Origin of the sequence: Rhodococcus yunnanensis NBRC 103083, from assembly GCF_001895005.1 — a bacterium.
Taxonomy (GTDB): Bacteria; Actinomycetota; Actinomycetes; order Mycobacteriales; family Mycobacteriaceae; genus Rhodococcoides; species Rhodococcoides yunnanense.
In genome coordinates this window covers 1-26,458 of sequence record NZ_BCXH01000012.1, presented here as the reverse complement: position 1 = coordinate 26,458, position 26,458 = coordinate 1, and the positions used below count along the sequence as shown (strand labels likewise).

Below are 26,458 nucleotides of genomic sequence, written 5' to 3'. Positions count from 1 at the left end.
TGCGCTAGCTTCTGGACGCGCAGATCAGGCCGTCGCCGAGGGGGAGAAGGATCGTCGTCAGACGCTCGTCCTCGGCGATGGCGCGGGCCGCGGCGCGCACTGCCACGGTGGTGGCGTCGCGCTGGGTGGAGTCGGGGACGCGTCCTCCGAGCAAGGCGTTGTGCAGTACCAGGACGCCGCCTGGGCGGAGCAGACGCACGGACTCCTCGACGAAGTGAAGGTGGTCGACGGGGCTGGCGTCGATGAACACCAGATCGTAGGTGTCATCTGCCAGGCGTGGCAGGACGTCCAGTGCCCATCCGTTGATCAGGCGTGTCCGTGACGGCGGGATTCCGCCCGCACGGAAGGCCTCTTTGGCTGCGCGCTGATGTTCGGGCTCGGTGTCGATCGTGGTGAGGACACCGTCGTCGCGCATGCCGTCGAGCAGCCACAGGCCGGAGATTCCGGCTCCGGTACCGATCTCGACGACAGTCTTGGCGCCCAGCATCTGGGTGAAGATCGACAGGACTGCCCCGACGGAGGGCGGTACCGGTGACGCTCCCAGTTCTTCACCGCGCTCTCGCGCTGCAACGAGCACGTCGTCCTCCTGTGCAGAGTCTTCGGCGTACGCAAGCAACTTCTCGGCATTTGTCGGCACAAGGCGACATTATCGCGCTGTGCGCGGAGCTCGGGGATCGACGCGGTCGATCTGCGAGTAGCCTGTGTCCGATTTTCTCAGCAGCGCCTCAGGTAATTCATACGGTCGCCACACGCGGGTACGAGAGGCTACGGGAGATCGCTTGATCGACAAGCAACACGAACAGGAACAACTCGACGGTGCCGGGGGTTGTACACGGCAGCGGGAGCCGCACCAGTACGTGTTCCTGAGCAGGAGGATCCAGCCATCTACAAGATCAACGGAGATCGCGACACCTCGCTTCTGTCCGAGGCCGCGGCCGAAGAACTCAGCGGAACTGCCGTGTTCGATGCTACCGGCGAAGAGAACACGATGCCGTCGTGGGACGAGCTGGTGCGTGAGCACGGTGACCGCGTCTACCGCCTTGCATACCGGCTCTCCGGCAATGCTCAGGATGCCGAGGATCTGACTCAGGACACGTTCATTCGGGTGTTTCGGTCACTGTCGAACTACCAGCCAGGCACGTTCGAGGGATGGCTGCACCGCATCACCACCAACTTGTTCCTCGACATGGTTCGTCGGCGCAACCGCATCCGGATGGAGGCGCTGCCTGAGGACTACGACCGCGTGCCCTCGGATACTCCCAATCCCGAGCAGATCTACCACGACGCTCGTCTCGACCCGGACCTGCAGTCCGCGCTCGACTCGCTGGCACCGGAATTCCGTGCCGCGATCGTGCTGTGCGACATCGAAGGTCTGTCGTACGAGGAGATCGGTGCAACACTGGGAGTCAAGCTCGGTACGGTTCGCAGCAGGATCCACCGAGGACGTGCGGCACTGCGCGAGTACCTTCGAGTGAACGGGAAGGTCGACTCTTCTCACGCAAGTGCCCAGTAGCTACCAGGAGGGTTGGATGACGCAGGCGCGTAAGCCACGGCGGTTCAGCTCGACCGAGCATCTGGCCAGTGAGGCCGTCGCGGCGTTCGCCGACGGAGAGCTCCGCATGGCGGCATATCTGCGTGCCGCGCATCATATTTCCGAGTGCCCCGAATGCGCCGCCGAAGTGGACGCGCAGCAGCAAGCGCGGAGTGCGTTGAAGAGTTCGGGCGACATGTCGATGCCGCATTCGTTGTTGGGGCTGCTCAGCCAGATTCCGATGTGTGAACCGATCGAGGCGAAGGACGCCATCGAGCGTCGCAAACGCGCGATCGTCACCTCGGTTGTCGGTATTCGCCGCCGCCGTCGGTAGCCTGGGCGATTGTGACCGACTCACGCACACACACCGATCCCGAGGCGCCGCGTTTGCCTCCCAGGCCTGTCCATCGGCCCGCGGTGGACAGCGCCTCTGCTGAAGCCTTCGGAAGACCACGTGACGTGCGGGGTTCGTTCACTCCGTCCGCCGATCGCGCGACGCCGTCGCCGAAGTTGGGTGTGCGTATCCCCGATCCGGTTCTGGCGGAGGCTTTCGGTCGTCCGGCAGATGCTCCCTCGTCCCTTCAACGCGATCCCGACGCGTCCGTCCAGGCGGAACCGGAGCCCGAGCCCGAGGATCCGTGGCGTGATCCGCACTCGCCCGTACGTCTCGGCCCGGCAGGTGCACAGACCCCCGAGCCCGTCGAGCGTCCTGCCGGACTCAAGCTCGGCGTGCGCGAGGTGCTGTTCGGTGACCGCGTGGCTCCGCGTGCCCTTGTCGTTCTGGGAGTTCTCGCGTTGGCGATCGGGCTCGTCGGAGGTCTGATCGGCCGGGAGACCGCGGAAGTGACCGGCGCGCTGACCAGCCAGAAGGTCAATCTGACGCAGTCGAGCGGTGAAGACCTGCCGCAGGGGCAGGTGGCCAAGGTCGCCGACGCGGTCCTTCCCGCGGTCGTGTCCATTCAGGTGACCCTCGGTGACAATGCGGGTACCGGATCCGGCGTCGTCATCGACGGCGACGGTTACATCGTGACCAACAACCACGTCATCTCGATGGCCGCGACCAACCCGGGCAAGGCGATTCTGCAGGTCACGTTCTCGGACGGTACCAAGGTTCCGGCACAGATCGTCGGCCGCGATACCAAGACGGACCTCGCGGTGTTGAAGACGGACGTCGGTGGTCTGACGGTGGCAGAGCTCGGCAACTCGGCCGACGTACAGGTCGGCGAGGACGTCGTCGCCGTCGGTTCTCCTCTCGGTCTGAGCAAGACCGTCACCCGCGGCATCGTCAGTGCACTCGATCGTCCCGTCCGGCTCTCCGGTGAAGGCACCGACACCGACGCCGTGATCGATGCCGTGCAGACCGACGCCGCGATCAACCCGGGCAATTCCGGTGGACCGTTGATCGACGCGGAGGGCCGCGTCATCGGAATCAATTCCGCGATTCGAAGTGAGAGCGGAGGTTCGGTCGGACTCGGCTTCGCCATCCCGATCGACGACGTCACCAAAGTCGCTCAGTCCCTCATCCGCACCGGAGAGATGAAGCATCCGGACATCGGGATCAATGCACGCTCGGTGATCAACGACGCGACGTCCGGCGCGGAGGTGGCCAACGTTCGCTCGTCCGGTCCCGCGCAGCAGGCAGGAATCGTCGAGGGCGATGTCATCACCAAGGTCGGTGATCGCACTGTCACCAGCGCCGACGAATTGGTGGTTGCGGTGCAGTCCAGCGCGATCGGCCAGCCGACACCCGTGCAGTTGATTCGGTCGGGGCGGCTCGTCGACGTCTCCGTCACGCCGGTGTCGGACTGAGCGGTGAGCGTTCACATGGCAGGTTCACAGACTTCCGAAGTAGTCTGAACCGGTGTTCGGCAACATTGGCTGGGGAGAACTCGTCATTCTCCTGGTAGCAGCACTCGTCATTCTCGGTCCCGACCGACTGCCCGGTGCCATCTCCTGGGTCACCAAGTCGATCCGTCAGGTGAAGGAGTACGCGAACGGCGCGAGTCAGCAGCTCAAGGACGAGCTGGGTACCGACTTCGAGGACCTGCGCAAGCCGCTCGCCGATCTCAATCAGCTTCGTGGGATGACCCCGCGCGCCGTCATCACCAAGCACCTGCTCGACGGCGACGATTCCATCTTCACCGGCAACTTCGACTCGAAGAAATCGGTCAACGGCAGCTCCGCCCCGTCCACAAAACCGACGTCCGCGAACCCGACGGCTGGGAAACCGACGGCTGCGAAACCGACGTCGCCTACGCCATCGCTCGAGAAGAAGCTGCCGTACGGTCAGACGCCGCCGATAGATTCCGACGCCACCTGACCCGTCTTTCTATCGCTTGAATGGTTCATTCATGCTGGTAGATCGTATGAATGAACCATTCAAGCGGTCAGAATTCTCAAGCGGTCAGAATTTTCAAGCGGTCAGAATTACAGCACCTTGTTCAGGAAGTCCTGAGTCCGTGAGTGCTGCGGGCTTCCGAAGATCTGCTCGGGCGTTCCTTCTTCGACGATGACGCCGTCGGCCATGAAGATGACTCGATCGGCGACCTCATGGGCGAAGCCCATCTCGTGTGTCACGACGACCATCGTCATGCCGCCCTTCGCGAGGTCGCGCAGCACCTGCAACACTTCGCCGACCATTTCGGGGTCGAGTGCCGATGTCGCCTCGTCGAACAGCATGATCGACGGGCTCATCGCCAGGGCTCGGGCGATGGCGACGCGCTGCTTCTGCCCACCCGAGAGGTTCGCAGGCTTGTAGTGCGCACGATCGGACAGTCCGACCTGATCGAGAAGCTTCAGCGCCGACTCCTTCGCCTCTGCCTTCGTCTGCTGCTTCGTTTCGACCGGGGCGAGCATGACGTTCTCGAGAGCCGTCATGTGCGGAAACAGATTGAAGTGTTGGAACACCATGCCGATGTGCTGACGAACCTTGTCGAGGTCGACCTTCTTGTCGGTCAGGTCGTGTCCGTCGACGACGACGGTCCCCGAGGTGATGTCCTCCAGCTTGTTCAGGCATCGCAGGAATGTGCTCTTGCCCGATCCGGACGGCCCGATGACGCAGACGACCTCACCGTTGACGACGTCGGCATCGATGCCTTTGAGTACTTCGTTGTCGCCGAACGCCTTGTGGAGATCCTTGACCGCGATCTTGACCCCGATCTTGTCGTCGACCGTCATTTGTTGATCCTCTTCTCGATACGATTGCTCAGCTTGGTGAGAGCCATGATGATGATGAAGTACATGACGCCGATGATCAGCCACATGTTGAAGGACTGGAAGTTGCGGGCGATGATGATGCGTCCGGTCTGCGTCAGCTCGGCCAGACCGATGACGGACAGGATCGACGTGTCCTTCAGCGTGATGACGAACTGATTGATGTACGACGGGATCATCGTGCGAACCGCTTGCGGCATGACGACTTTTCGCATCGATTTGAGGTAGCTGATACCGAGGCTGCGTGATGCCTCCATCTGTCCCTTGTCGACGGAGAGGATTCCGCCGCGCACGATCTCGGCCATGTACGCACCCGCGTTGAGCGAGAGGGTGATGACACCTGCGGTGAATGCCGACATCTGGAAGTCCAGTGCGGCAGGAATACCGAAGTAGATGAAGAACGCCTGCACCAGAAGCGGGGTGCCGCGGAAGACATCGACGTAGGTGGTACCGATTCCGCGGAGCACGATGTTGGTCGAGACTCGGAACAGTCCGAAGATGCCGCCGAGGACGAGAGCGATCGCAATGGAGATGACCGTCAGCAGAACGGTCAACCACAGGCCTTCGAGCAGCAACTTCCAGGTGCTCTTGATGAGCCCGATGATCGAGTTGTCGTCGGTGCTGGCATCGGAATTGAGGTAGGTATCGAGGATTTCGTCGTACTGCCCGCTGGCCTTCAGGTTGGCGAGGCCGGCGTTGAACTCCTGCAGTAGATCCTGATTCTGGCCCTTCGCGACCGCGAATCCGTAACTGGCACCTGGCTCTTTGTCGGTGACGGTCTTGAATCCGTTGCCCTGCTTGATGCCGTAGGCCAGAACGGGATAGTCCTCGAAGACGGCAGCGGAGTTACCGGTGCGAACCTCGTCGAACATCGACGACGAATCGGCGAAATACCGCGTGCTGAAGCCGTATTGGTCCTTGATCGACTCGGCAAACGTCGCACCTTCGGTGCCGTTCTTGACGGCGACGGTCTTGCCTTTCAGATCCTCGTAGGAGGACACTGCATCGTCGGTGTCGAGAACGCCCATCTGGACGCCGGATTCGAAGTAGGGATCGGAGAAGTCGAACGTTGCCTTGCGGGCGTCCGTGATGGACATACCCGCGATCATGCCGTTGAACTGACCGCCGGTGACACCCTGCAGTGCGGCGTCGAATCCGACTGCGTTGACGTCGTAATCGAAGCCCTGGTCTTCCGAGATCGCCTTCAGCAGATCCATGTCGATACCGACGAGGTTGCCGCTCTCGTCCTGGAATTCGAATGGGGCGAACGTGACATCGGTCGCGATCAGGTAGTTCTGGCCGGGCGGCGGAGCAGGTTGAGCGGACGCGATGGAGGGAGCGAGCACCGATCCCAGCAGGAGGGAGAACAGGAGGAAAGCCGTGGCAACGACGCCACGGCCGTCTCTGTGCGGGATTGTCATGGGTGCCACTCTTCATCGAAGAGCGGCTCTCAGGCAAGTCTCAGGTTGGGGCGGGCGAGTCAGAGATGCCGCGTGGTGTCGATCCCCAACGACATACCGACGAGGCCACGCTCACGTACCGCGAGCTTGCCGGCAATCGTCTCCAGTGCCTGCGCCGCGGCCGACTCGGGGTGTCCGAGGACGATGGGCATTCCGTCGTCGCCGCCTTCGCGGACTGCTTCCTCCAGTGGAACCTGGCCCAGTAGAGGAACTTTCGCGCCGACGGCCTTGGTGAGTCGATCCGAGACGTCCTGTCCGCCTCCTGATCCGAAGATGTATCGACGGCTGCCGTCGGCCTCTTCGAGCCACGACATGTTCTCGACGACACCGGCGATGCGCTGACGCGTCTGCAGCGCGATGGCGCCCGCCCGCTCGGCGACCTCGGCGGCCGCCTGCTGCGGAGTGGTGACGACGAGGATCTCGGCTCCGGGGATCAACTGAGCGACGGAGATCGCGATATCGCCTGTGCCGGGCGGGAGATCGAGGAGCAGGACGTCGAGGTCGCCCCAGAAGACATCGGCGAGGAACTGCTGCAGCGCTCGGTGCAGCATCGGTCCACGCCAGACGACGGGAGTGTTGCCCTGGGTGAACTGTGCGATCGAGATGAACTTCACGCCGTGTGCCTGCGGGGGCATGATCATCTTCTCGACCTGTGTCGGCTTCGCGTCGTTGCCCATCATGCGGGGGACGGAATGGCCGTAGATATCGGCGTCGAGAACACCGACGGAGAGTCCGCGAGCGGACAGCGATGCAGCGAGATTGACCGTCACACTCGATTTTCCGACGCCGCCCTTGCCCGACGCGACCGCGTACACCCGCGTCAGCGAGCCCGGCTGCGCGAAGGGGATGACTGGTTCTGCGGAATCGCCGCGCAGTGACTTACGGAGTTCGGTGCGTTGCTCGTCGTTCATGACGTCGAGTTCGACGGTGATGGTTCCGACCCCGGCGACGTCGGCGACGGCCTTGGTGACGCGGCCCTCGATTTCGGTCTTCATCGGGCACCCTGCGGTGGTCAGGTAGATGCCGATGTCGACGGCACCGCCGTCACCGATCGTGACGCCCTTGACCATTCCGAGATCGGTGATCGGTTTACGAATTTCCGGATCGATGACCTTCGAGAGCGCGCTTCGAACGTCGGATTCCGTCAGTACTGCCATTACTTCATGCTATGCGGTCCCGCAGTGCTCAGTGGATACGGGGGAGCTCGTCGGAGGTGGGCACGATGCCGGTGGCGTATCCGGTGGACCACGCGAGCACGTTGGCCACGTATGCCATCGAGTTGTTGTACCGCAGGATCGCCTTGGTCGTCTGGCCGAGATCGCGCAGGTTCAGCCCGTCGTCGCACAGGTAGTCGCCGGTGGCGAGCGCTGCGTCGTACAGGTTCTGCGGGTCGGAGACGCCGTCGCCGTTGCCGTCGGCGTGGTAGTGGTTCCACGTCTCGGGCAGGAACTGCATGGGGCCGACTGCGCGGTCGAAGTTGGGGTCGCCGTCCAGTGCGCCGCCGTCGGTATCGGCGATGACGTTGTTACCTGCCAGTGATCCGTCGAGTCGGGGTCCGAGGATCGGTTCGAGGAGCTGACCGAGGTCGTCGGCCTTGCCGTTGTTGGCGTGTGTGGACTCGACGCGGCCGATGCCCGCGATGACGGTCCAGCTGATGCCGCAGCCCGGCTGCGTCGCAGTGAGGATGCGCTCGGCGTTCTTGTATGCCGAGACGTTGACGGTCGGAATGGCGATCGGGCTGGCCGCGAGGTTGGTCGGCAACTCGGGTGTCGGCGCGATCTCGGGCTGCGGCGCCGGTGCGGGTGCCGGCTGGGCGACGGGGGCTTCGGTCTGCGCGACGGGCTGCGCATCGGCCGGGTCGGCGATCGGCTGCGGCGTCTCGACGACCGGCTCGGCTGCCTGATTCGTGGTGCTCGACGTCAGGAACGGGATGTACTCCGTTGCGCCTGCCGATGTTGCCGCGGTGACGAGCCCGGCGGGGACAAGTCCTGTCAGAGCAATCACCGAATTCCGGCGAACTGTGGAATTCGATGCTTTTCTGTGACGTCCCACGCCTTGAAACCTCCAAATTGCCCCTATTTCTGGGGCCTCCGACAAGAACCGGAGTCGAGGTTACATGATTCGAGATGTTTCTGTTATCTGACCGTTATGCAGCGATTGCGAAGGTAACAACGAGGCTCCGCTCTGGTGTTCAGGATGGTCACTCCGCAGGCTCCGCTCCCGGTGCTCGAGGGTCACTCCGCAGGCTCCGCTCCCGGTATTCGATGGGTCACTCCGCAGGCTCCGCTCTGGTGCTCGAGGGTCACTCCGCAGGCTCCGCTCCCGGTCTTCGATGGGTCACTCCGCAGGCTCCGCTCCCGGACCTGGTCCGGCAAATCAAGCAGGAGGGCAGAAGATCAGGCAGGGCAAGGGTGGCAGCGTCGGCAGCACGAAGGGCGGCGGCGGCGCGGGCGTGTCGGTAGTCGGAGCGACGGTCGGCGCTGGACGAGTGTCGGGGGCAGGCGCCTGAACCAGCCCGGGCGGCGGAAGGGGCTCAGTCGGCGGAAGGGGCTCGGGCGGCGGAGGGGGCGCCGCGACGTCGACCGGCTCGTCGGACACCGAATCGCCTGCCAATCGGTACGCCGCGGACCATGCCAGGACGTCGGCGACGTACACCGGAGAGTTGTTGTAGCGGAACACCGCAGCGCTCTCGTCTGCCGCTTCGGCGAGATCTTCTCCGCCGGAACACAGGTACCTGCCGGCGGCGAGGGTGGCGTCGTAGATGTTGTCGGGGTTCTCGATCCCGTCGTCGTTTCCGTCGGATGCGTACCGAGACCACGTCGAGGGAATGAACTGCATCGGTCCGACGGCTCGGTCGTGTGCGGAGTCACCGTCGAGATCTCCGTGGTCGGTGTCGAGGATCACAGTGTTGCCGGCTCGTCGTCCGTCGAGAATCGGGCCGAGGATGGGCGAGATCGTCGTGCCGTCGTCGTCGACCTGCCCGCCGCGCGCGTGGCCGGACTCGATGCGACCTATCCCGGCCAGTAAATTCCACGGCAGGTGACACGACGGAGATTCCGACGCCATGGCGGACTCGGCGCTTCGATATGCCGCGAGGACCGAGTCCGGGATGCCGAACGAGCCGACGACGGGAGTGGACACGGCGACGCTGCGCACCGGCTCCTCCTCGGTGGGGGCCTGCTCCTCGATCTCCGGAAGTGCAGGCGTGTACGCACTGAGAGTCTGCGCCGGCCTCGGAGTCGGCGCCGCCAAGCCTGCCACCGTCTTCGAGTTCGGCAGCGAGTCCAGCAGTGTCGTCGAGTCAGGAAGAGGCGCGGGCGAGACCACGGGTACAGGGGCCGGATCGGCCGCAAGCGACGCCGACGCCGCTGCTCCCGCCACCGAAGCGAAGACGATGGTGGACATGGTCAGCGTGCCGGTTCGCCTGCGAATCCTCCGCCGTGGCCGCATAACTGACACACGTTACAGTTCCGGATGCTCTCCCAGGATGGATTCCGCGGATTGAGTGTGACGGCCCGACTTCTTCCGGGCCTTCTTGGTCGGCACCTGAGGCTCCCCGCTCAGCTGTTCCAGCATCTCCCTGATCTCGTCGAGCTCGCGGCGAAGGTAGTCGCGTGTGGCGACCTCGCCGACCGCGAGACGCAGCGACGCCAGCTCCCGAGCGAGGAACTCGGTGTCCGCTTTGGTCTGCTGGGCACGTGCGCGGTCCTCTTCGAGCGAGACGCGGTCACGGTCGTCCTGACGGTTCTGCGCGAGCAGGATCAGCGGTGCGGCGTAGGCAGCCTGCGTCGAGAACGCCAGGTTGAGCAGGATGAAGGGATAGGGATCCCACCGCAGCGCTATCACCGCGACGTTCAAGAAGATCCAGACGACGACGATGATCGTCTGGATGGCCAGATAGCGCCCCGTTCCGAGGAAGCGGGCGGCGCGTTCTCCCGACCGGCCGAGATCGACGTCGAGATGGAAATTCAGCAGCCGTGAGCCCCGCGGGGTGTCCATCCGGGCGCGTGCGGATTCCTTCACTGTCCTGCCACCTCCTGATCTCGCCAGTCCTCGGGAAGGAGATGATCGAGCACGTCGTCGACGGTCACGGCGCCCACGAGATGATCCTCGTCGTCGACGACGGGCCCGCAGACGAGGTTGTACGTCGCAAAGTATCGGGTGACTGCCGTCAGGCTGTCCTCCGGGGTGAGCCGCGGCAGTGCCTTGTCCAGAACTCCGCCGACCAGGCTTGCCGGTGGTTCGCGCAGCAGTTGCTGCAGGTGGACACACCCGAGATACGCGCCGGTGGGTGTCGCTGTCGGCGGACGCACCACGAACACGAGCGAGGACAAGGCAGGCGTCAGGTCGGGGTTTCGGACCCGCGCCAGCGCCTCGGCGACCGTCGTCGACGCCGTCAGCACCACCGGCTCGGTGGTCATGAGGCCACCAGCGGTGTCGGGGGAGTGCTCGAGGAGTCGTCGCACGGGCGCGGAGTCCTCGGGGTCCATCAACCGGAGCAACGACTCGGCCTCGGGTTCGGGGAGTTCACCGAGAAGGTCGGCGGCATCGTCCGGGTCCATCGCTTCGAGCACATCCGCGCCGCGCTCGACGCCGAGGTAGTGCATCATCTCGACTTGATCGTCGTCGGGCAGCTCCTGGACCACGTCGGCGAGCCGCTCGTCGTCCAGCGCCAGCGCGACCTCCATGCGCCGTTTCACCGGAAGCTCGCGCATCGCGTTGGCGACGTCGGCGGCACGAAGATCCTCGAACTGCATCAACAGCTGCGCGACGCCTTGCCCGGGCAGCGAGAGTGCGTTCTGCGTCAGTCCTTGCACGTGCTGCCAGTCGACGACGTGGATAGCACCGCGCCGGGCGAGCCTGCCGCGCTGTCGGCGAACGGCGACGCGGGCGACGAGCCAGTCGCGGGTTCGGGTCAGTTCGATACCGAGGTCGACCACGATGGAGTCGCCGTCGTGGAGCTCCTCGAGTTCGGGATCGTCGACGCGTACCTTCGAGTCGAGAATCTGCGCGAACACCAGGATCTCGTTCGCGCGCTGGCTGAATCGACGCAGGCTCACGTTGCCGGTCGTCAGTTGCACCGAGTTGGGTTCGATGCTCGTCACCCGCAGCATGGGCACGAAAATTCTTCGGCGCGTAGCGAGTTCGACCACGAGTCCGAGTACGCGCGGCTGCGCGCGCCCGACTCTCATGGTGACGACGAGATCTCGAACTCGGCCGATGGATTCACCGTCCGGTCCGAGTACCACCAGACCTGCGAGCCTGGCGGCGAATACCTTGCTCAGTGCTGCCATGATGGCAAGGTTAGAGCGTGGAAGTACCAACCAGAGAATCGACAAGGAGCGCTGCGAAGGTGAGTTCGGTGGAAAGTGGTCGTTCCAGGCGTTCGGTTCTGGCAGTTCCCGGTAGCTCCGCCAAGATGATCGAGAAGGCCAAGGGCCTGGGCGCCGACGAGATCTTCCTCGACCTGGAGGACGCAGTCGCGCCGATCGCCAAGGCCGAGGCCCGCGGACGCGTCGTCGAAGCATTGAACTCGGGAGGCTGGGGAAGCCAGATCAAGGTCGTGCGCGTCAACGACTGGACGACGCCGTGGACGCACGGCGACGTCATCGATGTCGTGTCCGGTGCGGGCGCCAACCTCGATGCGATTCTGCTCCCCAAGGTCGAGACGGCCTCCCATGTTCATGCGCTCGATCTGTTGCTGACGCAGGTGGAGAAGGTTGCCGGGCTGCCCGTCGGCGCCATCGGCATCGAACCGCAGATCGAGAGTGCGCGCAGTCTGCGCAACATCGACGAGATCGCCACCGCCAGCCCACGAGTGCAGACGTTGGTCTTCGGCCCGGCCGACCTCATGGCAAGTGTCAATATGCGCACACTCGTAGTGGGGGAGCAGCCGCAGGGCTACGACACCGGCGATGCCTACCATCACATCTTGATGACCATCCTTCTCGCCGCGCGTACGCACGGCCTGCAGGCCATCGACGGCCCGTATTTGCAGATTCGTGATCTCGACGCGTTCCGCCGCGCGGCGGGGCGCACGGCCGGTCTCGGGTTCGACGGCAAATGGGTGCTGCATCCGACGCAGATCGACGCCGCCAACGAGATCTTCAGCCCCCGCCAGGTCGATTTCGACAAGGCCGAACAGATTCTCGAGGCATACGAGTTCCATACGTCCGCTGCGGGCGGCGGCCGGGGCGCGGTGATGTTGGGCGACGAGATGATCGACGAGGCGAGCCGAAAGATGGCACTGGTCGTCTCCGCGAAGGGCCGGGCAGCAGGAATGGCACGCAGTGACGATGCGAACCGGACATCAGGGGCACAATAGGGGCATGACGAACCCACTTTCGCAGCCGGGCCGCGGTGGCCAGGGGCTGCCGACGCCGCCGTCGGGCTGGCCGATCGGTTCCTATCCGACGTACGCAGAGGCACAGAAGGCTGTCGACTACCTGTCCGATCAACAGTTCTCGGTGCAGGACCTGACCATCGTCGGCGTCGACCTGATGCAGGTCGAACGTGTCCTCGGTCGCCTCACATGGGCCAAAGTCATTGGCGGAGGCATTGTTTCAGGCGCGTGGCTCGGCCTGTTCCTCGGCCTGGTGTTGGGAATCTTCACCAACGGCAATATCCTGGGCGCCCTCGTCATCGGCATCATCGGTGGCATAATCTTCGGTCTCATTTCCACGGCGATTCCGTACGCGGCCACGCGCGGACAGCGTGACTTCGCGTCGAGCATGCAGTTGGTCGCAGGTCGTTACGACGTACTCTGCGAACCGAAAACTGCGGAGAAGGCTCGGGACATGCTCGCGAAGCTCTCGCTGTAGTTTCGTGGAGGTCACGGAATTGTCCCAATTCCCCCTCGAGTTCGAGTAGTTCGGTTACGTTTCTTTACGTGCAGGGCAGTAGGTGAAGAAGCCATGTACGAGCAACCGAAAATACGGAGGCGGAAAGTGCCGAGACAGCGTGGTCCGAGGCCGAGAAACGCAACCAGAATAGGCGTGTTGGCAGCGGCGGCATTGGTCGCCAGCCCTCTGCTCGCCGCCTGCGGATCGTCCGACAGCAGCACTCCGGTGCTGAGCTTCTATACCGCAGCAGACGGTGCCGAACAGTATGCCGCCGCGGCGGAAGCCTGTTCGGCCGCGTCGGGTGGCCGGTACAAGGTGGAGCAACGAACTCTGCCCAAGAGCGCAAACGATCAGCGACTTCAATTGGCCCGCAGACTTGCGGGCAACGACAACAGTCTCGACCTCATGACTCTCGACGTCGTGTGGACCGCCGAATTCGCCGAGGCGGGGTGGGCGTTGCCCGTCCCGGACGACCTCGCGGCGAAGCTGAAGGACGGATCGACGCTGGAAGGTCCGCTCGCGACGGCCGAGTGGCAGGACCAGTTGTACGCCGTTCCGCTCAACTCGAACACGCAGTTGCTGTGGTATCGCCCCGACGTGGTGCCCGGGGGCCAGCCCCCGCAGACGTGGGACGAGATGGTCGACATGGCCGAATCCAACGCTGCCGAGGGCAAACCCGCGTACATCGGCGTTCAGGCCAAGCAGTACGAGGGCTTGATGGTCTGGTTCAACAGTCTCCTCGTCAGCGCGGGCGGGCAGGTCGTCGCGGACGACGGTACGACCGTCACGCTCAACGACACCCCCGAGCATCGCGCGGCGACCGAGAAGACGCTGGAGATCATGAAGCGGGTGGCCACCGCCGACGGCCACGACCCGTCGATCTCGCAGACCGACGAGGCCACCGCCCGGTTGGGCATGGAGGCCGGAAATTCGGCATTCCAGGTCAACTATCCGTTCGTTCTTCCCGGAATCAAGGAGAACGCGGCCGCGGGCGCGGTTCCGTTCCTCGACCTCACCAATGTCCCGGCGGATCAACAGGATGCGAAGATCGCGGAGGTGTTCCGCAGTGCGCCGTACCCGGCCGTCGAGCCGAACACCCCGGCGAAGGTGACCATCGGCGGGTTCAACATCGGTGTCGCCAAGACCACGCAGCACGAGGATCTCGCCTGGGAAGCGGTCGCGTGCCTGACCGACGAGCAGAACCAGCGCAACAACGCCGTCGACGGCGGCGTCCCGCCGGTCATGAAGTCGCTCTACTCCGATCCCGAGTTCCAGGCGGTCTACCCCGCATGGGAGGGCGTGCTGAACTCCATCGAGAATGCTGCGGTTCGCCCGGTTTCGCCCGCCTACCAGAGCATTTCGATCCTGCTCGCCGACGCGCTCAATCCGCCGCAGAACATCGATCCGGTGGCGGACGTGGACAAGCTCGCCGACCTCGTCTCCAAGGCAGTCAATTCCGAAGGGCTGATTCCATGAGCGCACCTACGACCGAGCGCGACAGCGTCGACAAGCAAGAAGTACTCGAGCACATTTCCGACGGCAAGAAGGCCGAGCGCAGGCTGGGCCTGATGTTGATCGCACCCGCGGCGATCATGATGATCGCCGTCACCGGCTACCCGATCGTCTACGCGTTCTGGCTCAGCTTCCAGAAGTACAACCTGGCTTTCCCGGACGATCGGCAGTTCGTCGGCCTCTCCAACTACGTCACCGTGCTCACCGACGGTTACTGGTGGACGGCGTTCGGCGTCACCGCAGGCATCACGATCGTGTCGGTGATCATCGAGTTCGTACTCGGCCTCACGGTCGCACTCATCATGCACCGCACCATCTTCGGGCGCGGATTGGTGCGCACCGTCGTGCTGATCCCGTACGGCATCGTGACCGTCGCGGCCGCGTACAGCTGGTACTACGCGTGGACGCCGGGCACCGGATATCTCGCCAATCTGCTTCCCGACGGCAGTGCGCCGTTGACCGAGCAGCTGCCCTCGCTCGCGATCGTCGTTCTCGCCGAGGTGTGGAAGACGACGCCGTTCATGGCGCTGCTGTTGCTCGCAGGACTCGCCCTCGTACCCGACGACCTTCTCAAGGCAGCCGAGGTCGACGGCGCAGGCGCCTGGACTCGCCTGCGTCGCATCACGATTCCGTTGATGAAACCGGCAATCCTGGTCGCGTTGCTGTTCCGCACGCTCGACGCGTTCCGGATCTTCGACAACATCTACGTGCTCACCAAGGGCAGCAACGGCACCGGATCGGTGTCGATTCTCGGCTACGACAACCTGTTCGGCGCATTCAACCTCGGACTCGGCTCGGCGATCAGCGTGCTCATCTTCTTCTGCGTCGCCATCATCGCGTTCGTGTTCATCAAGCTGTTCGGTGCATCGGCACCGGGCTCGGACGACGGAGGCCGTAAGTAATGACGACCGTAACGCCTCGAAAGAAGGTCGGCTGGACCGTCATCAATGTGCTCGTGCTTCTGTACGCATTGATACCGCTCGCCTGGATCATCAGCTTGTCCTTCAAGTCGACGGCCACCATCGCCGACGGCAGGTTCATTCCGCAGTCCATCACCTTCGACAACTACAAGGGCATCTTCTCCACCAACCAGTTCACCTCGGCGCTGATCAACTCGATCGGAATCGGGCTGATCACCACGGTCATTGCCGTCGTCATCGGCACGATGGCCGCCTACGCCGTCGCGCGCCTCGACTTTCCCGGCAAGAAGTTGCTCGTCGGAGCTGCGTTGCTCATCGCGATGTTCCCGCAGATCTCGCTCGTGACACCGTTGTTCGACATCGAGCGCAAGCTCGGGTTGTTCGACACATGGCTGGGCCTGATCATCCCGTACATCACGTTCGCTCTGCCGCTGGCGATCTACACGCTGTCGGCATTCTTCCGTGAGATTCCGTGGGAGCTCGAGAAAGCCGCGAAAATGGACGGCGCGACGCCCGCCCAGGCGTTCCGCAAGGTCATCGCGCCTCTCGCGGCGCCGGGCATCGTCACCGCCGCGATCCTGGTGTTCATCTTCGCGTGGAACGACCTGCTGCTGGCCATCTCGTTGACCGCGACGGAGCGGTCGATCACGGTGCCTGCCGCGATCTCTCAGTTCACCGGTAGCTCGCAGTTCGAGGAGCCCACCGGATCGATCGCTGCAGCCGCAGTCGTCATCACCATTCCGATCATCATCTTCGTGCTGTTCTTCCAACGACGTATCGTGGCGGGCTTGACGTCCGGCGCAGTGAAGGGATAACCGTCATGGCCGAAATCGTTCTCGACAAAGTCACCAAGCTCTACCCGGACGGCGCAGCTGCAGTCAGCGACGTCGACATCACCATCGCCGACGGTGAATTCATCATCCTCGTCGGGCCGTCGGGGTGTGGAAAGTCCACGACGCTCAACATGATCGCAGGGCTCGAGGACATCTCGTCGGGTGAGCTGCGGATCGCGGGGGAGCGCGTCAACGAGCGGGCACCGAAGGATCGCGATATCGCGATGGTGTTCCAGTCCTATGCGCTGTATCCGCACATGACGGTGCGTCAGAACATCGCCTTTCCGCTGACTCTCGCCAAGCTCAGCAAGAGCGAGATCAACTCCAAGGTCGAGGAAGCGGCGAAGATTCTGGATCTGAGCCAGCATCTCGACCGCAAGCCGGCGAACCTGTCCGGTGGTCAGCGACAGCGAGTTGCCATGGGCCGAGCCATCGTTCGCACGCCGAAGGCGTTCTTGATGGACGAGCCGTTGTCCAACCTCGACGCGAAACTGCGTGTGCAGACCCGCGCCGAGATCTCGCGTCTGCAGAAGCGTCTCGGCACCACGACGGTGTACGTCACGCACGACCAGACCGAGGCCATGACGCTCGGTGATCGTGTGGTGGTGCTGCGCGGCGGGTTGGTGCAGCAGATCGGATCACCGCAGGAGTTGTACGACAAGCCGCGAAACCTCTTCGTGGGCGGCTTCATCGGATCGCCCTCGATGAACTTCGTACCGGGCGAGCTGACGGCGCACGGGGTGAAGACCGACCTCGGTGACATCGAACTGCCTGCCGATCGCCTGCAGCTGATCGCGTCCAAGAATCCGGGCAAGGAGGTCGTCGTCGGTATCCGTCCCGAGCACTTCGAGGATGCGGCGTTGATCGACTCCTACCAGAAGATCAACGGCGCAACCTTCACTGCCGACGTCGATGTCCTCGAATCGATGGGAAGCGACAAGTACGCCTACTTCACCCTCAAGGGCGCACAGGTCGAGTCCGCCGAGCTGCAGGAACTTGCGGCCGATGCGGGCATCGCCAATCTCGGTGGCGCACAGGTGGTCGCGCGTCTGGCTGCCGAATCGAAGGCCGCCGAGGGGCGTCAGGTGGAGTTGTGGTTCGACCCGGCCAAGGTGTCGGTGTTCGATCACGCGTCCGGGAACAATCTGACGCTGTAGGGCTGCGATCTCGGGCGCCGGGTGTCGGCGCCCGAGTCGCGCGGCCTATCCGGCGGAGCCGGTGCTGAAATTCTGGAAGAAGCCAGGGGCGAAGCTCGGTACCTCGTTGGGTGCGGGCGCGGGTTGCGGTGCCGGATCATGCTGCTGCGGCAGCAGATTCGGCAACTGCGGCAGCTCGAACTGCGGCCACTCCCACTGCGGTGACTGTTGGTTCTGCTGGTTCTGCTGGCCGTGGTCGTCGTGGATCGGATCCGCCGACGCGGTGCCGACGACTGCGACGAGAGGTACTGCGACGAGTGCGCCGGTGATTGCGGTGCGGGTGAGAATCTTTCGGGTGTTCATGTATTTCCCTTTCGAGTGACTGCGTTCTGCATGCTCGAAAGTAGGCTCGCCGCACCCGGTGGCGAAAGGGAGAACGGGACTCTCCCAGGACCTCAGCAGTCCTCTGCCAGTGCCCCGCTTGCTGCGGTTTCGCGGTGTTTGCCCTGGTCCTGGGACGCCGCATCCGTCGGGTTGCCTGTGAATGTGCTGGCATCGTTCGAGTCCCGCGGAACGACACGAATCGCACCTGCTGCGCAGGCGACGACGACGCAGGCGATCGCCCCCGCCGCGAACGCGAAGACGAACACGGCCTCGAGCGGAATCGCGGTTCCCGATATCGTGTAGGTGGCCAACATCGTGGTGAGAAGTGCACTGGCGATGGAGGTTCCGACGGTGCGCACGATGGAGTTGACGCTGTTCGCGACTCCGGTGTCGCGGGCGGACACCTCGGCCATCAGCAAATTGGGTATCGACGCGAACGCGAAACTGACGAAGATGTTCACGACCATCGTTCCGACGATGATCTGCCAGGAGAATTCGTGGAAGACGGCGACGAAAACGAACCCGAAGAACCCGATGACGGCGCCGGAGATCAGTACGCGGCGCCCGCCGAAGCGTCGGATCAATGCGCCTGCGCAGCTCGCTGCGATGACGCCCACCACAGCTCCCGGCAGCAGGTACACCACGCTGGCGCTCAGCACGTCCGCGCTGAATCCGTATCCGGCGATCTCACGCGGCGTCTGCACGAAGTACGAGCTGGACAGAAAGCTGACGAACATCGCGATGCCGATGAACAGCGTGGCGATGTTCGTCGCGAGCAATGGTCCGTGCGTCAGAAGCCGGGGTGCGACGAGTGGGGCAGGAATCCTGCGTTCGAAGATCCACCACACTGCCAGTGTCGCGGCGCCGACGACCGCGCAGCCGATCGTCAACGCCGACGCCCAGCCCCACGAGCGACCCTGCGTGAGCGCGAGGAACAGCAGGATCAGCCCGATGGCGAGCAACAGGGCGCCCACCCAATCGACGGTGCCGGTACCGCTGCGCGGCCGCGCGGGAAGCCCGAACCACGCCAACACGAGTGTGACGACGACGAAGACGGCGGTCAGCCAGAAGACACGGTGATAGTCGGCGCCGTCTGCGGTCAACAGGCCCGTCAGGACCAACCCGAATCCGCCGCCGACACCGAGCGTTCCGGACAGGATCGCCATCGACCCGACCAACTTGTGCGGCGGCATCTCGTCGCGCAGGATCGCCAGCGCGATCGGGAACAGCGCGTAGGACACACCCTGCAGAACCCGGCCGACGATCAGAAATGCAAGTGAGTGGGTGAACGCGGAGATCAGCGTGCCCACGAGGACGAGGCCGAGAACGGCAAGCAGGACGGGCCGCTTGCCGTGCAGGTCGGCAAGCTTTCCGATGATGGGAGTGGCGACGACGGCGGCGAGCAGATTGGCGGTGAGCACCCATCCCGCGGCAGTCGTGCTCACGTGCAGCTGGGTGCCGATGGTTCCGACGATCGGAATGACCATCGTCTGCAGGATGGTCAGCGTCATGACGACGAGGCAGAGGCTGGGAAGCAGCAAGCGGCCTGGTTGGCGTGCGACGGTGCGGACAGGCGAAGGCATGGGCGAGGAACCTCGTTCACATTTTTGGGTCGAGCAAATTTCAAATTACAAGAATGCTTGATGTGTGCATCTAAGTAGTTATCAGGTTTGCCGCCGACTTGAAAGGTGACTGTGCGAGGATCCCGTCTATCAGCGCGGTGGTCGAGTGGTTCGGCCGACGGCCCGCTCGCGCAGTTCCGAGACGATCTCGTCGTTCCAGACGTGCTCGCGGACCAGGCGGTAACGCTCCCGAATCATCCACAGATACGCCTCCGCATCCGTCCGGCCCTCGAGAATGTCGGCCGCGCGCACCATCCGCACGACGGGCAGAAATTCCTCACCGAACCATCGGCGCGCCACCGTGGCTCGGTCGACGAACTCACATTTCTCCTGCATCAACCGAAAGCCCCACGCCTCGACGCATTCGCTGAGCTCGGCGTACTCGAACGGATCGGTCACGGTCACAGCCTCACGTGCCTTGCCGACGAGTGGCACACGGGAGAGGAAGATTCGCCGGTGATCCTTGATGAGCAGGTCACCGCGACGGGTAATTCCCTCGGGTGAGATCCGGGTGATGATTTCGGTGACGAGCGCGTCGATCGTCGTTCGATGCATGGCGAACGCGATGGACACACGGTGATGGCCGTCGAGCACGAAGTGCATCGAACCGATGCGATAGACCTGGATCGGCGGCATCGACTCGCCGCGCCGTTGCGCGGCCGCCAACCGTTGCCACCGTTCCCTGATGCGCGCCGACGTCGGACGGAAGAATCGGTCGAAATCGCGAGTTCGATCGACACTCCCGACGATCGAGTCGACTCGAATGACCTGCACGCCCAACTGCCGCTCGCCGATCTTGCCGAGAGCGGCGACGACCTCGTCGAACGGCAGGATCGTATTGACGTCGTCGGGCTGGCGACGAAGCCACCCGACGAGCCGAGCGACGTCGGCTCGCCTGCGTTGTCTGGTGAAATCGTTCTCCGCGTCGGCTGCTGGAAATCCGGTGTCACGTGCCATGGCGTCGCCTCACGATCGTGGGAGCTGTGTCTCGATGTTCCCCACCCGGCTCGATCTCGAGCAACGTGTATCCGACGGTGTTCACCACATCCGAGTTGTGCAGACGCAGATCCTCGGGCGTCCGGCCGTGCGGATGAATGTGACCGTGCAGCAGTACCTGGGGGCGAAGAACGCGCGTGACGTCGTCGAGGCACTCGAAACCGATGTGCGCGGGGTCGGTGTCGTCACCGACGCCGAACGGGGGACTGTGCGTCAACAGAATGTCGATGCCGCGCTGATCGCCGCGCACCCGTTCCGCCCACGATGTGGTCCGCGTCAACGTCCTCGCCCGGCGCCGCTGCTGTCGCTGCGTCCACTGGTTGGGGCCGCCGTTGTAGCGGATGGACCCGCCGAGTCCTGCGATGCGCAGACCCGCGGCCGAGACGATCTTGCGATCGGCGTTGACCGCACCCACGGGACCGGGCCACGTCGTCGGAAGCCCTGCCCGCATCCAGCCTGCGCGTCCCGCGGAATATCCCGTCAGGTCCGCGTCGTGATTGCCGGGGACGAAGACGCACGGCGCATTGAGCGCGTCGGTCAGATACTCCAGATAATCGAACGGAAGATCACCCGCACCGAGAATGAGATCGACACTCAACGATCGGACCTGTGCGCTCCACAAGCTTTCGATCGTCTCGTCGGCAACTGCGAGGACGGAGACCACTCGGACGACGCTACCGGGCCGCTGTGGTGTTGGATGTAGTTCGTGAGCGACAGTGTCTTCGGCAGCGTGATTGCCCGGGTCCGGGCGCATCTGATCGCGGAGATCGGAGACGAGAACCCGTCATCGGCGTCGGTGACGTTTCTCGGACTGGAATCTCTCGACGTGCTTCGTTTCGCGGACAACCCCGACGGCATCGTGCGCTACGCGACGCTCGGATGCTCCCGGCACCCCATGGCCGACCCGAACGAACTGGTCGCCGACCCCAACCGCGGCCCACGAGCCGAACTGGTGTTGACGCTGGTCGGGGGCGCAGGAATCGCATCGGGCGTGCACAAGAAGCTCGCGGTGCTCGCGGCCTCACCTGCCGTCGAAGGCGTCGTCCTGGTCGACGACGCCCTGCTCGACCTCGGTGAGCCGCTCTGGGTCGGTGCCCCGTTCACCGCGGTGCTCCTCGGTGCGAGCGAGGTGCCGGACCTGCCGCTCCCCGAACCATCCGACCCCGTCCACTTCCTGTCGGTCGTCCCGATCACCGGCACCGAAGCGGCATGGGTGCGCCTGCGCGGGGCCGACGCGCTTCGGGAGGCATGGGTCGAAGCGGGCGTCGACGTTCGCGATCCCCACCGGTCGGCCGTGACCCTCTAGACCCGATTCAGAGCCAGTGATTGCGCCGGAAGGTCGCGAACAGCCCGACGCAGAAGATCGCCACCACCGCGATGACGGTGTGATACCCGTACGTCCAGTGCAGTTCGGGGATGTTGTCGAAGTTCATGCCGTAGATGCCTGCCACCATCGTCGGCACCGCGGCGATGGCGACCCACGCCGAAATCTTGCGCATGTCCATGTTCTGTTGCATCGTCACCCGAGCCAACGCGGCATCGACGAGAGAACTCAGCACCTCGTCGAACTCGGCGACCCGCTCGGCGACCGTCGTGTGATGGTCCTGCACGTCGCGTAGATAGCGTCGAACCGCTTTGGGGATCGGTGTGTCCACTCCTTGCACGAGCTGGCTCAGCGGCGTCGACAGCGGGGTCACCGACCGTCGCAGCTCGACCACCTCGCGCTTGAGCAGATAGATGTTCTCGATCGGGACATGATGATTCGGGGAGAAGACCTCTTCTTCCATGACATCGACGTCGCGTTCGATCGACGACGTCACCGCCAGATACTCGTCGACGACGTGATCGGCGACGGCATGCAGCACCGCGGACGGGCCGAGCGCCAGCCGCTCCGGATTTTCCTCGAGCCGATGCCGAACTCCGGAGAGCCCCGAGTGCTCACCGTGCCGAACCGTGACGACGAAATCGCGAGCCAGGAAGACCATGATCTCGCCGCTCTCGACGATCTCGTTGGCGGTCGTGACCGACTCGTGCTCGACGTAACTGACCGTACGGAGCACGAGAAACGAGACGTCGTCGTATCGTTCGAGCTTCGGACGCTGGTGAGCGTGGACGGCGTCCTCGACCATGAGCTCGTGGAGGCCGTAACACTCCGCGACGCCGTTCATCTGCCCTTCGTCGGGAGCGTGAAGACCGAGCCAGACGAAGCCCTCGCCGCGCTTACGGACCTCCGCTATCGCAGCCGAGTGAGTGAATTTGCCGGGGAGTCGAACACCGTCGACGTAGATCGCGCAGTCGACGATCGCACGTGCGGTGGGCACGGGGACCTTCGGCCCTGCCGCCTGGCTGCGGCCCGTCGGACGCAGTGAATGCAGGGACGGCAACGACGGCCGCGGTGGTAACGATGGCATGGGCGGCTCTCCTTCGGGTCGAGCGGACGCGCGACGCGCAATCGTACGCCTGGGATACGAACTGCTCGTGTGCCTGAGAGACTGGCTCTCGTGCTCATCGACCTCCATACCCATTCTGCCGTCTCCGACGGCACCGACACCCCGGCAGAGTTGGTCCGAGCGGCGGCAGACGCAGGACTGGACGTCGTCGCACTCACCGATCACGACACCACGGACGGATGGGCCGAGGCTCTGGGCGCCGCGCCCACCGGATTGACCGTCGTACGGGGGATCGAGATGTCGTGCGAGGGCAGGGGAGAGGACGGCGATCCCGTCCCGGTGCATCTGCTCGCGTACCTGTTCGACCCGGAGGACGAGGTGTTCGCGGCGGAACGCAGCCGGTTGCTCGGCGAGCGAACCGAGCGGATCCGCCTCATGGCCGAACGTCTGGCGACCGATTATCCGATGATCGAACCCGACGCGATTCTCGCCGCGATCGGCCCGTCGGCAGGCCGGCCGCACCTTGCGCGTGCCCTCGTCGCCGCCGGTGCCGTAGCGAACGTGCAGGCTGCATTCGACGGGCCACTGGCGACGAAGAGCCCTTACTACGTCGCCAAGATCGACACCCCGCTGGAGCGGGCCGTGGCGATGATTCGCACCGCGGGAGGCGTCAGCGTCGTCGCTCATGCACGCGCACGGGCGAGGGGACGTCTGCTCGATCTGGAGCACGTGCGCGAGCTCGTCGGGCATGGTCTCGGTGGCCTCGAAGTCGAACACGCCGACCACGACGCCGAGGACACGCGGATACTGCGTGACCTCGCCGAGGAACTCGACCTCATCGCGACGGGATCCTCCGACTATCACGGTGACAACAAGACACTGCGGCTCGGCCAGCACACCACCGCCGTCGAGCAGTACGAGCGACTTCTCGCGCAGTCGTCCGGTATCGAAGTATGAGTTTCGATACCACCCTCTACCTGACGGTTCTGATCACACTGTTCGTCATCATGGATCCACCGGGAGCCATTCCGGTGTTCCTCTCGCTCGTCGGACGCAAGAGCAGACAAGCGCGAAACAAGGCGGCCTGGCAGGCGCCCGCCGTGTCGTTGACGGTGATCACGGTGTTCGCGATCGGTGGCCAGGCGATCCTCGAATACCTGCACATCGGCATCCCGGCATTGCAGGGCGCTGGAGGTCTGCTGCTGCTCATCATTGCGCTGTCGCTGCTCACAGGTCGCGGCGCAGGCAGCGGATCGGAAGCAGAGGACGTCAATGTCGCGCTCGTGCCCCTCGGCACGCCGTTGATGGCGGGCCCGGGAGCGATCGCGGCGGTCATCGTCTACGTCAGCCAAGCCGGCGGGCACGTAGGGTCACTACTTGCCGTAGGACTCGCCATCGTGACCATTCACCTACTGTTCTTTCTGGTGCTCAGGTTCTCGACGGTGTTGATCAGGATCCTCGGTGAGGGCGGCATCACGCTGCTGGCCCGCATCGCAGGTCTGTTGCTGGCCGCGATTGCGGTTCAGCTCATTGCGGATTCGGTCCGCGGATTCATCACAGGAGGATGACGGGTTGCTTCGGGGTCTGAGTGGAGCAGTCACGGCAGGACTGGTCGTGCTGGCAGTTGTCGTCGTCGGTGCGCAGTACATCGGCAGCCAGCGGGAATTCCCGGGGCCAGGCACGGTATCGGTCGCCGCTCACATCGCTGCGGCTGTGCTGGCCGTCGTCGTGCAGCACTTCGCGGACCATCGAACACGCGCGGTGTCGGTCGTCGCATCTGTGCTGGTGTTCGTCATCGCCGGGGTGCTTCTGTGGACACAATGGTGGGGATGAGAAGTTTGCACACTCCGCCGCTGCGGTGGCACACTTGGTCCACCGCAGTGGCGCCACAGCGCCATGCTGGACGGTGACGGCGCACACGCCTCACGTCCTACCAGTTCTTCGGTGGTCGCAGCCTTGTACGGGCGCACTCCGAATTTCTTCTTCTTCGATTCGACCGCCGATCTCGTCTCGGCCACCGAGGAGTTATAACGTGACGACTGTGACCCAACCGACAAACAACGCTGCAGACCTGTCCGCAATCACCGAGGAGGAGATCTTCCTCGGCCACGTCGGCGGAAAGCTCTCGGTCGAGCTCACGGCTCCGCTCGAGACGCAGCGCGATCTGTCCATCGCCTACACGCCCGGAGTGGCCCAGGTCAGCCGGGCCATCGCGCAGGACTCCTCGCTCGCCAAGCAGTACACGTGGACCGATCGTCTGGTCGCGGTCATCACCGACGGTTCGGCTGTGCTCGGTCTCGGCGACATCGGTCCCCGCGCGTCGCTTCCCGTCATGGAGGGCAAGGCCGCGTTGTTCAAGAACTTCGCGGGCCTGAACTCGATTCCGATCGTGCTCGACACCAACGACGTCGACGAGATCGTCGAGACCATCGTTCGCCTTCGTCACAGCTTCGGCGCGGTCAACTTGGAAGACATCTCGGCACCTCGCTGCTTCGAGATCGAAAAGCGTGTCATCGAGGCCCTCGACTGCCCCGTGATGCACGACGACCAGCACGGAACCGCGATCGTCGTTCTCGCAGCCCTCAACGGAGCGGCCAAAGTTCAGGGCCGGAGCACCTCAGGCCTGAAGATCGTCATCTCCGGTGCAGGCGCTGCAGGCGTCGCATGCGCGAACATTCTGCTTCTCGCCGGCATCCCCGACGTCGTAGTGCTGGATTCGAAAGGCATCGTCTCGTCCGATCGTGTGGATCTGAACAGCGTGAAGAGCGACCTCGCAGCACGCACCAATCCGCGCGGACTGTCCGGCGGCGCAGCCGAAGCATTGGCCGGAGCAGATGTATTCCTCGGCGTCTCGGCAGGCCAGATCGACGAAAGCTTCATCGCCTCGATGGCGCCGCAGTCGATCGTGTTCGCGCTGTCCAATCCCGACCCGGAAATCCACCCGGAACGAGCAGCACTGTATGCCTCGATCGTGGCCACCGGACGCAGCGACTTCCCGAATCAGATCAACAATGTGCTCGCCTTCCCCGGCGTGTTCAAAGGCGCACTCGACGCCGGCGCACGCCGCATCACCGAAGGCATGAAACTCGCCGCTGCCGAGGCAATCCTCTCGGTTCTCGGCGACGAGCTGGCTGCGGACAAAATCGTGCCCAGCCCGCTCGACCCACGCGTCGCCCCGGCCGTTGCGGACGCAGTTGCGGCAGCAGCGCGAGCCGAGGGTGTCGCGTAGGAACAGCAGGAACAGAACACCCCGAACCCGCCCCACCCCGGCCGGATTCGGGGTGTTCTCGTATCTCCGGGTGTCCGGGGTTCGGGGGTCAGACCGGCGGGGGGGGTGACCGAATGTCACCTTCGCTCACTGGTGGGTGACCGAATGTCACCTTCGCTCACTGGTGGGTGACCGAATGTCGCCCTCGCTCACCGGCGGGTGACCGAATGTGACATTCGCTCGCGTCGGGTGTGCGGATGTCGCCTTCGCTCACTCTGAGTGACTGAATGTCGCCTTCGCTCACCGGCGGGTGACCGAATGTGACATTCGCTCGCGTCGGGTGTGCGGATGTCGCCTTCGCTCACTCTGAGTGACTGAATGTCGCCTTCGCTCACTGGCGGGTGACCGGAT

28 protein-coding genes are annotated in these 26,458 nt (G+C 64.1%); 15 read left to right on the top strand and 13 right to left on the bottom strand.

The features are described 5' to 3' along the window. Positions 1-4: 4 nt before the first annotated feature. Positions 5-637 carry an O-methyltransferase gene (locus RY1_RS18470; RefSeq protein ID WP_174565418.1) on the bottom strand — a complete coding sequence of 211 codons (633 nt, stop codon included), beginning with the start codon at positions 635-637 and terminating at the stop codon, positions 5-7. 246 nt (positions 638-883) lie between these two features. On the opposite strand from RY1_RS18470, the gene sigE reads away from it, so the two are divergent. Genes sigE through tatB form a run of 4 tightly spaced genes read left to right on the top strand, consistent with a single transcriptional unit; the run spans position 884 to position 3,851 of the window. Continuing rightward, complete coding sequence (gene sigE / locus RY1_RS18465) at positions 884-1,513, top strand: RNA polymerase sigma factor SigE (RefSeq protein WP_072805642.1); 630 nt, start codon at positions 884-886, stop codon at positions 1,511-1,513. Between the two features lie 16 nt (positions 1,514-1,529). Then, positions 1,530-1,865 (top strand): hypothetical protein, encoded by a 336-nt coding sequence (locus RY1_RS18460; RefSeq protein WP_072805643.1) that lies wholly within the window; start codon positions 1,530-1,532, stop codon positions 1,863-1,865. Positions 1,866-1,873: 8 nt separating this feature from the next. After that, a complete protein-coding gene (locus RY1_RS18455; protein WP_072805496.1) occupies positions 1,874-3,340 on the top strand; it encodes a S1C family serine protease in 1,467 nt (488 codons plus the stop codon). A 52-nt stretch (positions 3,341-3,392) separates the two neighbouring features. Then, on the top strand, positions 3,393-3,851 hold the full coding sequence (tatB, locus tag RY1_RS18450; RefSeq protein WP_072805495.1) for a Sec-independent protein translocase protein TatB: 459 nt from the start codon (positions 3,393-3,395) through the stop codon (positions 3,849-3,851). A gap of 107 nt (positions 3,852-3,958) precedes the next feature. Here tatB and RY1_RS18445 read toward each other — a convergent pair whose 3' ends face one another. The 7 genes from RY1_RS18445 to RY1_RS18415 form a co-directional block, all read right to left on the bottom strand. Beyond that, positions 3,959-4,708, bottom strand: a complete 750-nt coding sequence (locus RY1_RS18445) for an amino acid ABC transporter ATP-binding protein (RefSeq protein WP_072805494.1) — start codon at positions 4,706-4,708, stop codon at positions 3,959-3,961. Next, a complete protein-coding gene (locus tag RY1_RS18440; RefSeq protein WP_072805493.1) occupies positions 4,705-6,165 on the bottom strand; it encodes an amino acid ABC transporter substrate-binding protein/permease in 1,461 nt (486 codons plus the stop codon). Before RY1_RS18440 ends, RY1_RS18445 begins: the two co-directional genes overlap by 4 nt. A 59-nt stretch (positions 6,166-6,224) precedes the next feature. Then, positions 6,225-7,361 (bottom strand): Mrp/NBP35 family ATP-binding protein, encoded by a 1,137-nt coding sequence (locus tag RY1_RS18435; RefSeq protein WP_072805492.1) that lies wholly within the window; start codon positions 7,359-7,361, stop codon positions 6,225-6,227. Between the two features lie 28 nt (positions 7,362-7,389). Continuing rightward, positions 7,390-8,256 carry a lytic transglycosylase domain-containing protein gene (locus tag RY1_RS18430; RefSeq protein ID WP_072805491.1) on the bottom strand — a complete coding sequence of 289 codons (867 nt, stop codon included), beginning with the start codon at positions 8,254-8,256 and terminating at the stop codon, positions 7,390-7,392. Positions 8,257-8,580: 324 nt separating this feature from the next. Next, entirely contained in the window at positions 8,581-9,609 is a 1,029-nt protein-coding gene (locus RY1_RS18425) for a lytic transglycosylase domain-containing protein (RefSeq protein WP_139279912.1), read from the bottom strand. Positions 9,610-9,666: 57 nt separating this feature from the next. After that, positions 9,667-10,203 carry a DUF1003 domain-containing protein gene (locus tag RY1_RS18420; protein WP_072805641.1) on the bottom strand — a complete coding sequence of 179 codons (537 nt, stop codon included), beginning with the start codon at positions 10,201-10,203 and terminating at the stop codon, positions 9,667-9,669. A 20-nt stretch (positions 10,204-10,223) separates the two neighbouring features. Further along, positions 10,224-11,498, bottom strand: coding sequence for a magnesium transporter MgtE N-terminal domain-containing protein (locus RY1_RS18415; protein ID WP_072805640.1), 1,275 nt, complete (start codon positions 11,496-11,498; stop codon positions 10,224-10,226). Positions 11,499-11,557: 59 nt separating this feature from the next. Here RY1_RS18415 and RY1_RS18410 point away from each other — a divergent pair, with 59 nt between their 5' ends. From RY1_RS18410 to RY1_RS18385, 6 genes are all read left to right on the top strand, one after another. Beyond that, positions 11,558-12,529, top strand: coding sequence for an HpcH/HpaI aldolase/citrate lyase family protein (locus RY1_RS18410; protein ID WP_072805489.1), 972 nt, complete (start codon positions 11,558-11,560; stop codon positions 12,527-12,529). 4 nt (positions 12,530-12,533) lie between these two features. Then, positions 12,534-13,025, top strand: a complete 492-nt coding sequence (locus RY1_RS18405; protein ID WP_072805488.1) for a YflT domain-containing protein — start codon at positions 12,534-12,536, stop codon at positions 13,023-13,025. 174 nt (positions 13,026-13,199) lie between these two features. After that, positions 13,200-14,522: an ABC transporter substrate-binding protein gene (locus tag RY1_RS18400; RefSeq protein ID WP_072805487.1), complete on the top strand. Its 1,323-nt coding sequence runs from the start codon at positions 13,200-13,202 to the stop codon at positions 14,520-14,522. Then, on the top strand, positions 14,519-15,460 hold the full coding sequence (locus RY1_RS18395) for a carbohydrate ABC transporter permease (protein WP_072805486.1): 942 nt from the start codon (positions 14,519-14,521) through the stop codon (positions 15,458-15,460). The genes RY1_RS18400 and RY1_RS18395 overlap by 4 nt, the downstream gene beginning before the upstream one ends. Further along, positions 15,460-16,293, top strand: a complete 834-nt coding sequence (locus tag RY1_RS18390) for a carbohydrate ABC transporter permease (protein ID WP_072805485.1) — start codon at positions 15,460-15,462, stop codon at positions 16,291-16,293. Before RY1_RS18395 ends, RY1_RS18390 begins: the two co-directional genes overlap by 1 nt. 5 nt (positions 16,294-16,298) lie before the next feature. After that, positions 16,299-17,468, top strand: a complete 1,170-nt coding sequence (locus RY1_RS18385; protein ID WP_072805484.1) for an ABC transporter ATP-binding protein — start codon at positions 16,299-16,301, stop codon at positions 17,466-17,468. A 45-nt stretch (positions 17,469-17,513) separates the two neighbouring features. Here the strand turns inward: RY1_RS18385 and RY1_RS18380 are convergent, their stop codons facing one another. The 4 genes from RY1_RS18380 to RY1_RS18365 all read right to left on the bottom strand — a co-directional run bounded on the left by RY1_RS18380 (position 17,514) and on the right by RY1_RS18365 (position 21,113). Next, on the bottom strand, positions 17,514-17,810 hold the full coding sequence (locus tag RY1_RS18380) for a hypothetical protein (protein WP_072805483.1): 297 nt from the start codon (positions 17,808-17,810) through the stop codon (positions 17,514-17,516). A gap of 92 nt (positions 17,811-17,902) precedes the next feature. Continuing rightward, positions 17,903-19,414, bottom strand: coding sequence for an MFS transporter (locus RY1_RS18375; RefSeq protein WP_072805482.1), 1,512 nt, complete (start codon positions 19,412-19,414; stop codon positions 17,903-17,905). Between the two features lie 129 nt (positions 19,415-19,543). Further along, positions 19,544-20,410 carry a chromosome partitioning protein ParB gene (locus RY1_RS18370; RefSeq protein ID WP_072805481.1) on the bottom strand — a complete coding sequence of 289 codons (867 nt, stop codon included), beginning with the start codon at positions 20,408-20,410 and terminating at the stop codon, positions 19,544-19,546. After that, positions 20,400-21,113, bottom strand: a complete 714-nt coding sequence (locus tag RY1_RS18365; protein WP_072805480.1) for a metallophosphoesterase family protein — start codon at positions 21,111-21,113, stop codon at positions 20,400-20,402. Before RY1_RS18365 ends, RY1_RS18370 begins: the two co-directional genes overlap by 11 nt. A 69-nt stretch (positions 21,114-21,182) precedes the next feature. Here RY1_RS18365 and RY1_RS18360 point away from each other — a divergent pair, with 69 nt between their 5' ends. Continuing rightward, a complete protein-coding gene (locus RY1_RS18360) occupies positions 21,183-21,755 on the top strand; it encodes a suppressor of fused domain protein (protein ID WP_072805639.1) in 573 nt (190 codons plus the stop codon). Between the two features lie 7 nt (positions 21,756-21,762). On the opposite strand, the gene RY1_RS18355 is transcribed toward RY1_RS18360, so the two are convergent. Then, complete coding sequence (locus RY1_RS18355) at positions 21,763-22,860, bottom strand: magnesium and cobalt transport protein CorA (RefSeq protein WP_072805479.1); 1,098 nt, start codon at positions 22,858-22,860, stop codon at positions 21,763-21,765. A gap of 90 nt (positions 22,861-22,950) precedes the next feature. Here RY1_RS18355 and RY1_RS18350 point away from each other — a divergent pair, with 90 nt between their 5' ends. The 4 genes from RY1_RS18350 to RY1_RS18335 all read left to right on the top strand — a co-directional run bounded on the left by RY1_RS18350 (position 22,951) and on the right by RY1_RS18335 (position 26,068). Beyond that, complete coding sequence (locus RY1_RS18350; protein WP_072805637.1) at positions 22,951-23,796, top strand: PHP domain-containing protein; 846 nt, start codon at positions 22,951-22,953, stop codon at positions 23,794-23,796. Next, complete coding sequence (locus tag RY1_RS18345) at positions 23,793-24,407, top strand: MarC family protein (RefSeq protein ID WP_072805478.1); 615 nt, start codon at positions 23,793-23,795, stop codon at positions 24,405-24,407. Before RY1_RS18350 ends, RY1_RS18345 begins: the two co-directional genes overlap by 4 nt. A 4-nt stretch (positions 24,408-24,411) precedes the next feature. Next, a complete protein-coding gene (locus tag RY1_RS18340; RefSeq protein ID WP_245819745.1) occupies positions 24,412-24,672 on the top strand; it encodes a hypothetical protein in 261 nt (86 codons plus the stop codon). Between the two features lie 199 nt (positions 24,673-24,871). Then, positions 24,872-26,068, top strand: coding sequence for an NAD(P)-dependent malic enzyme (locus RY1_RS18335; RefSeq protein WP_072805477.1), 1,197 nt, complete (start codon positions 24,872-24,874; stop codon positions 26,066-26,068). The last annotated feature ends 390 nt before the right edge of the window (positions 26,069-26,458 follow it).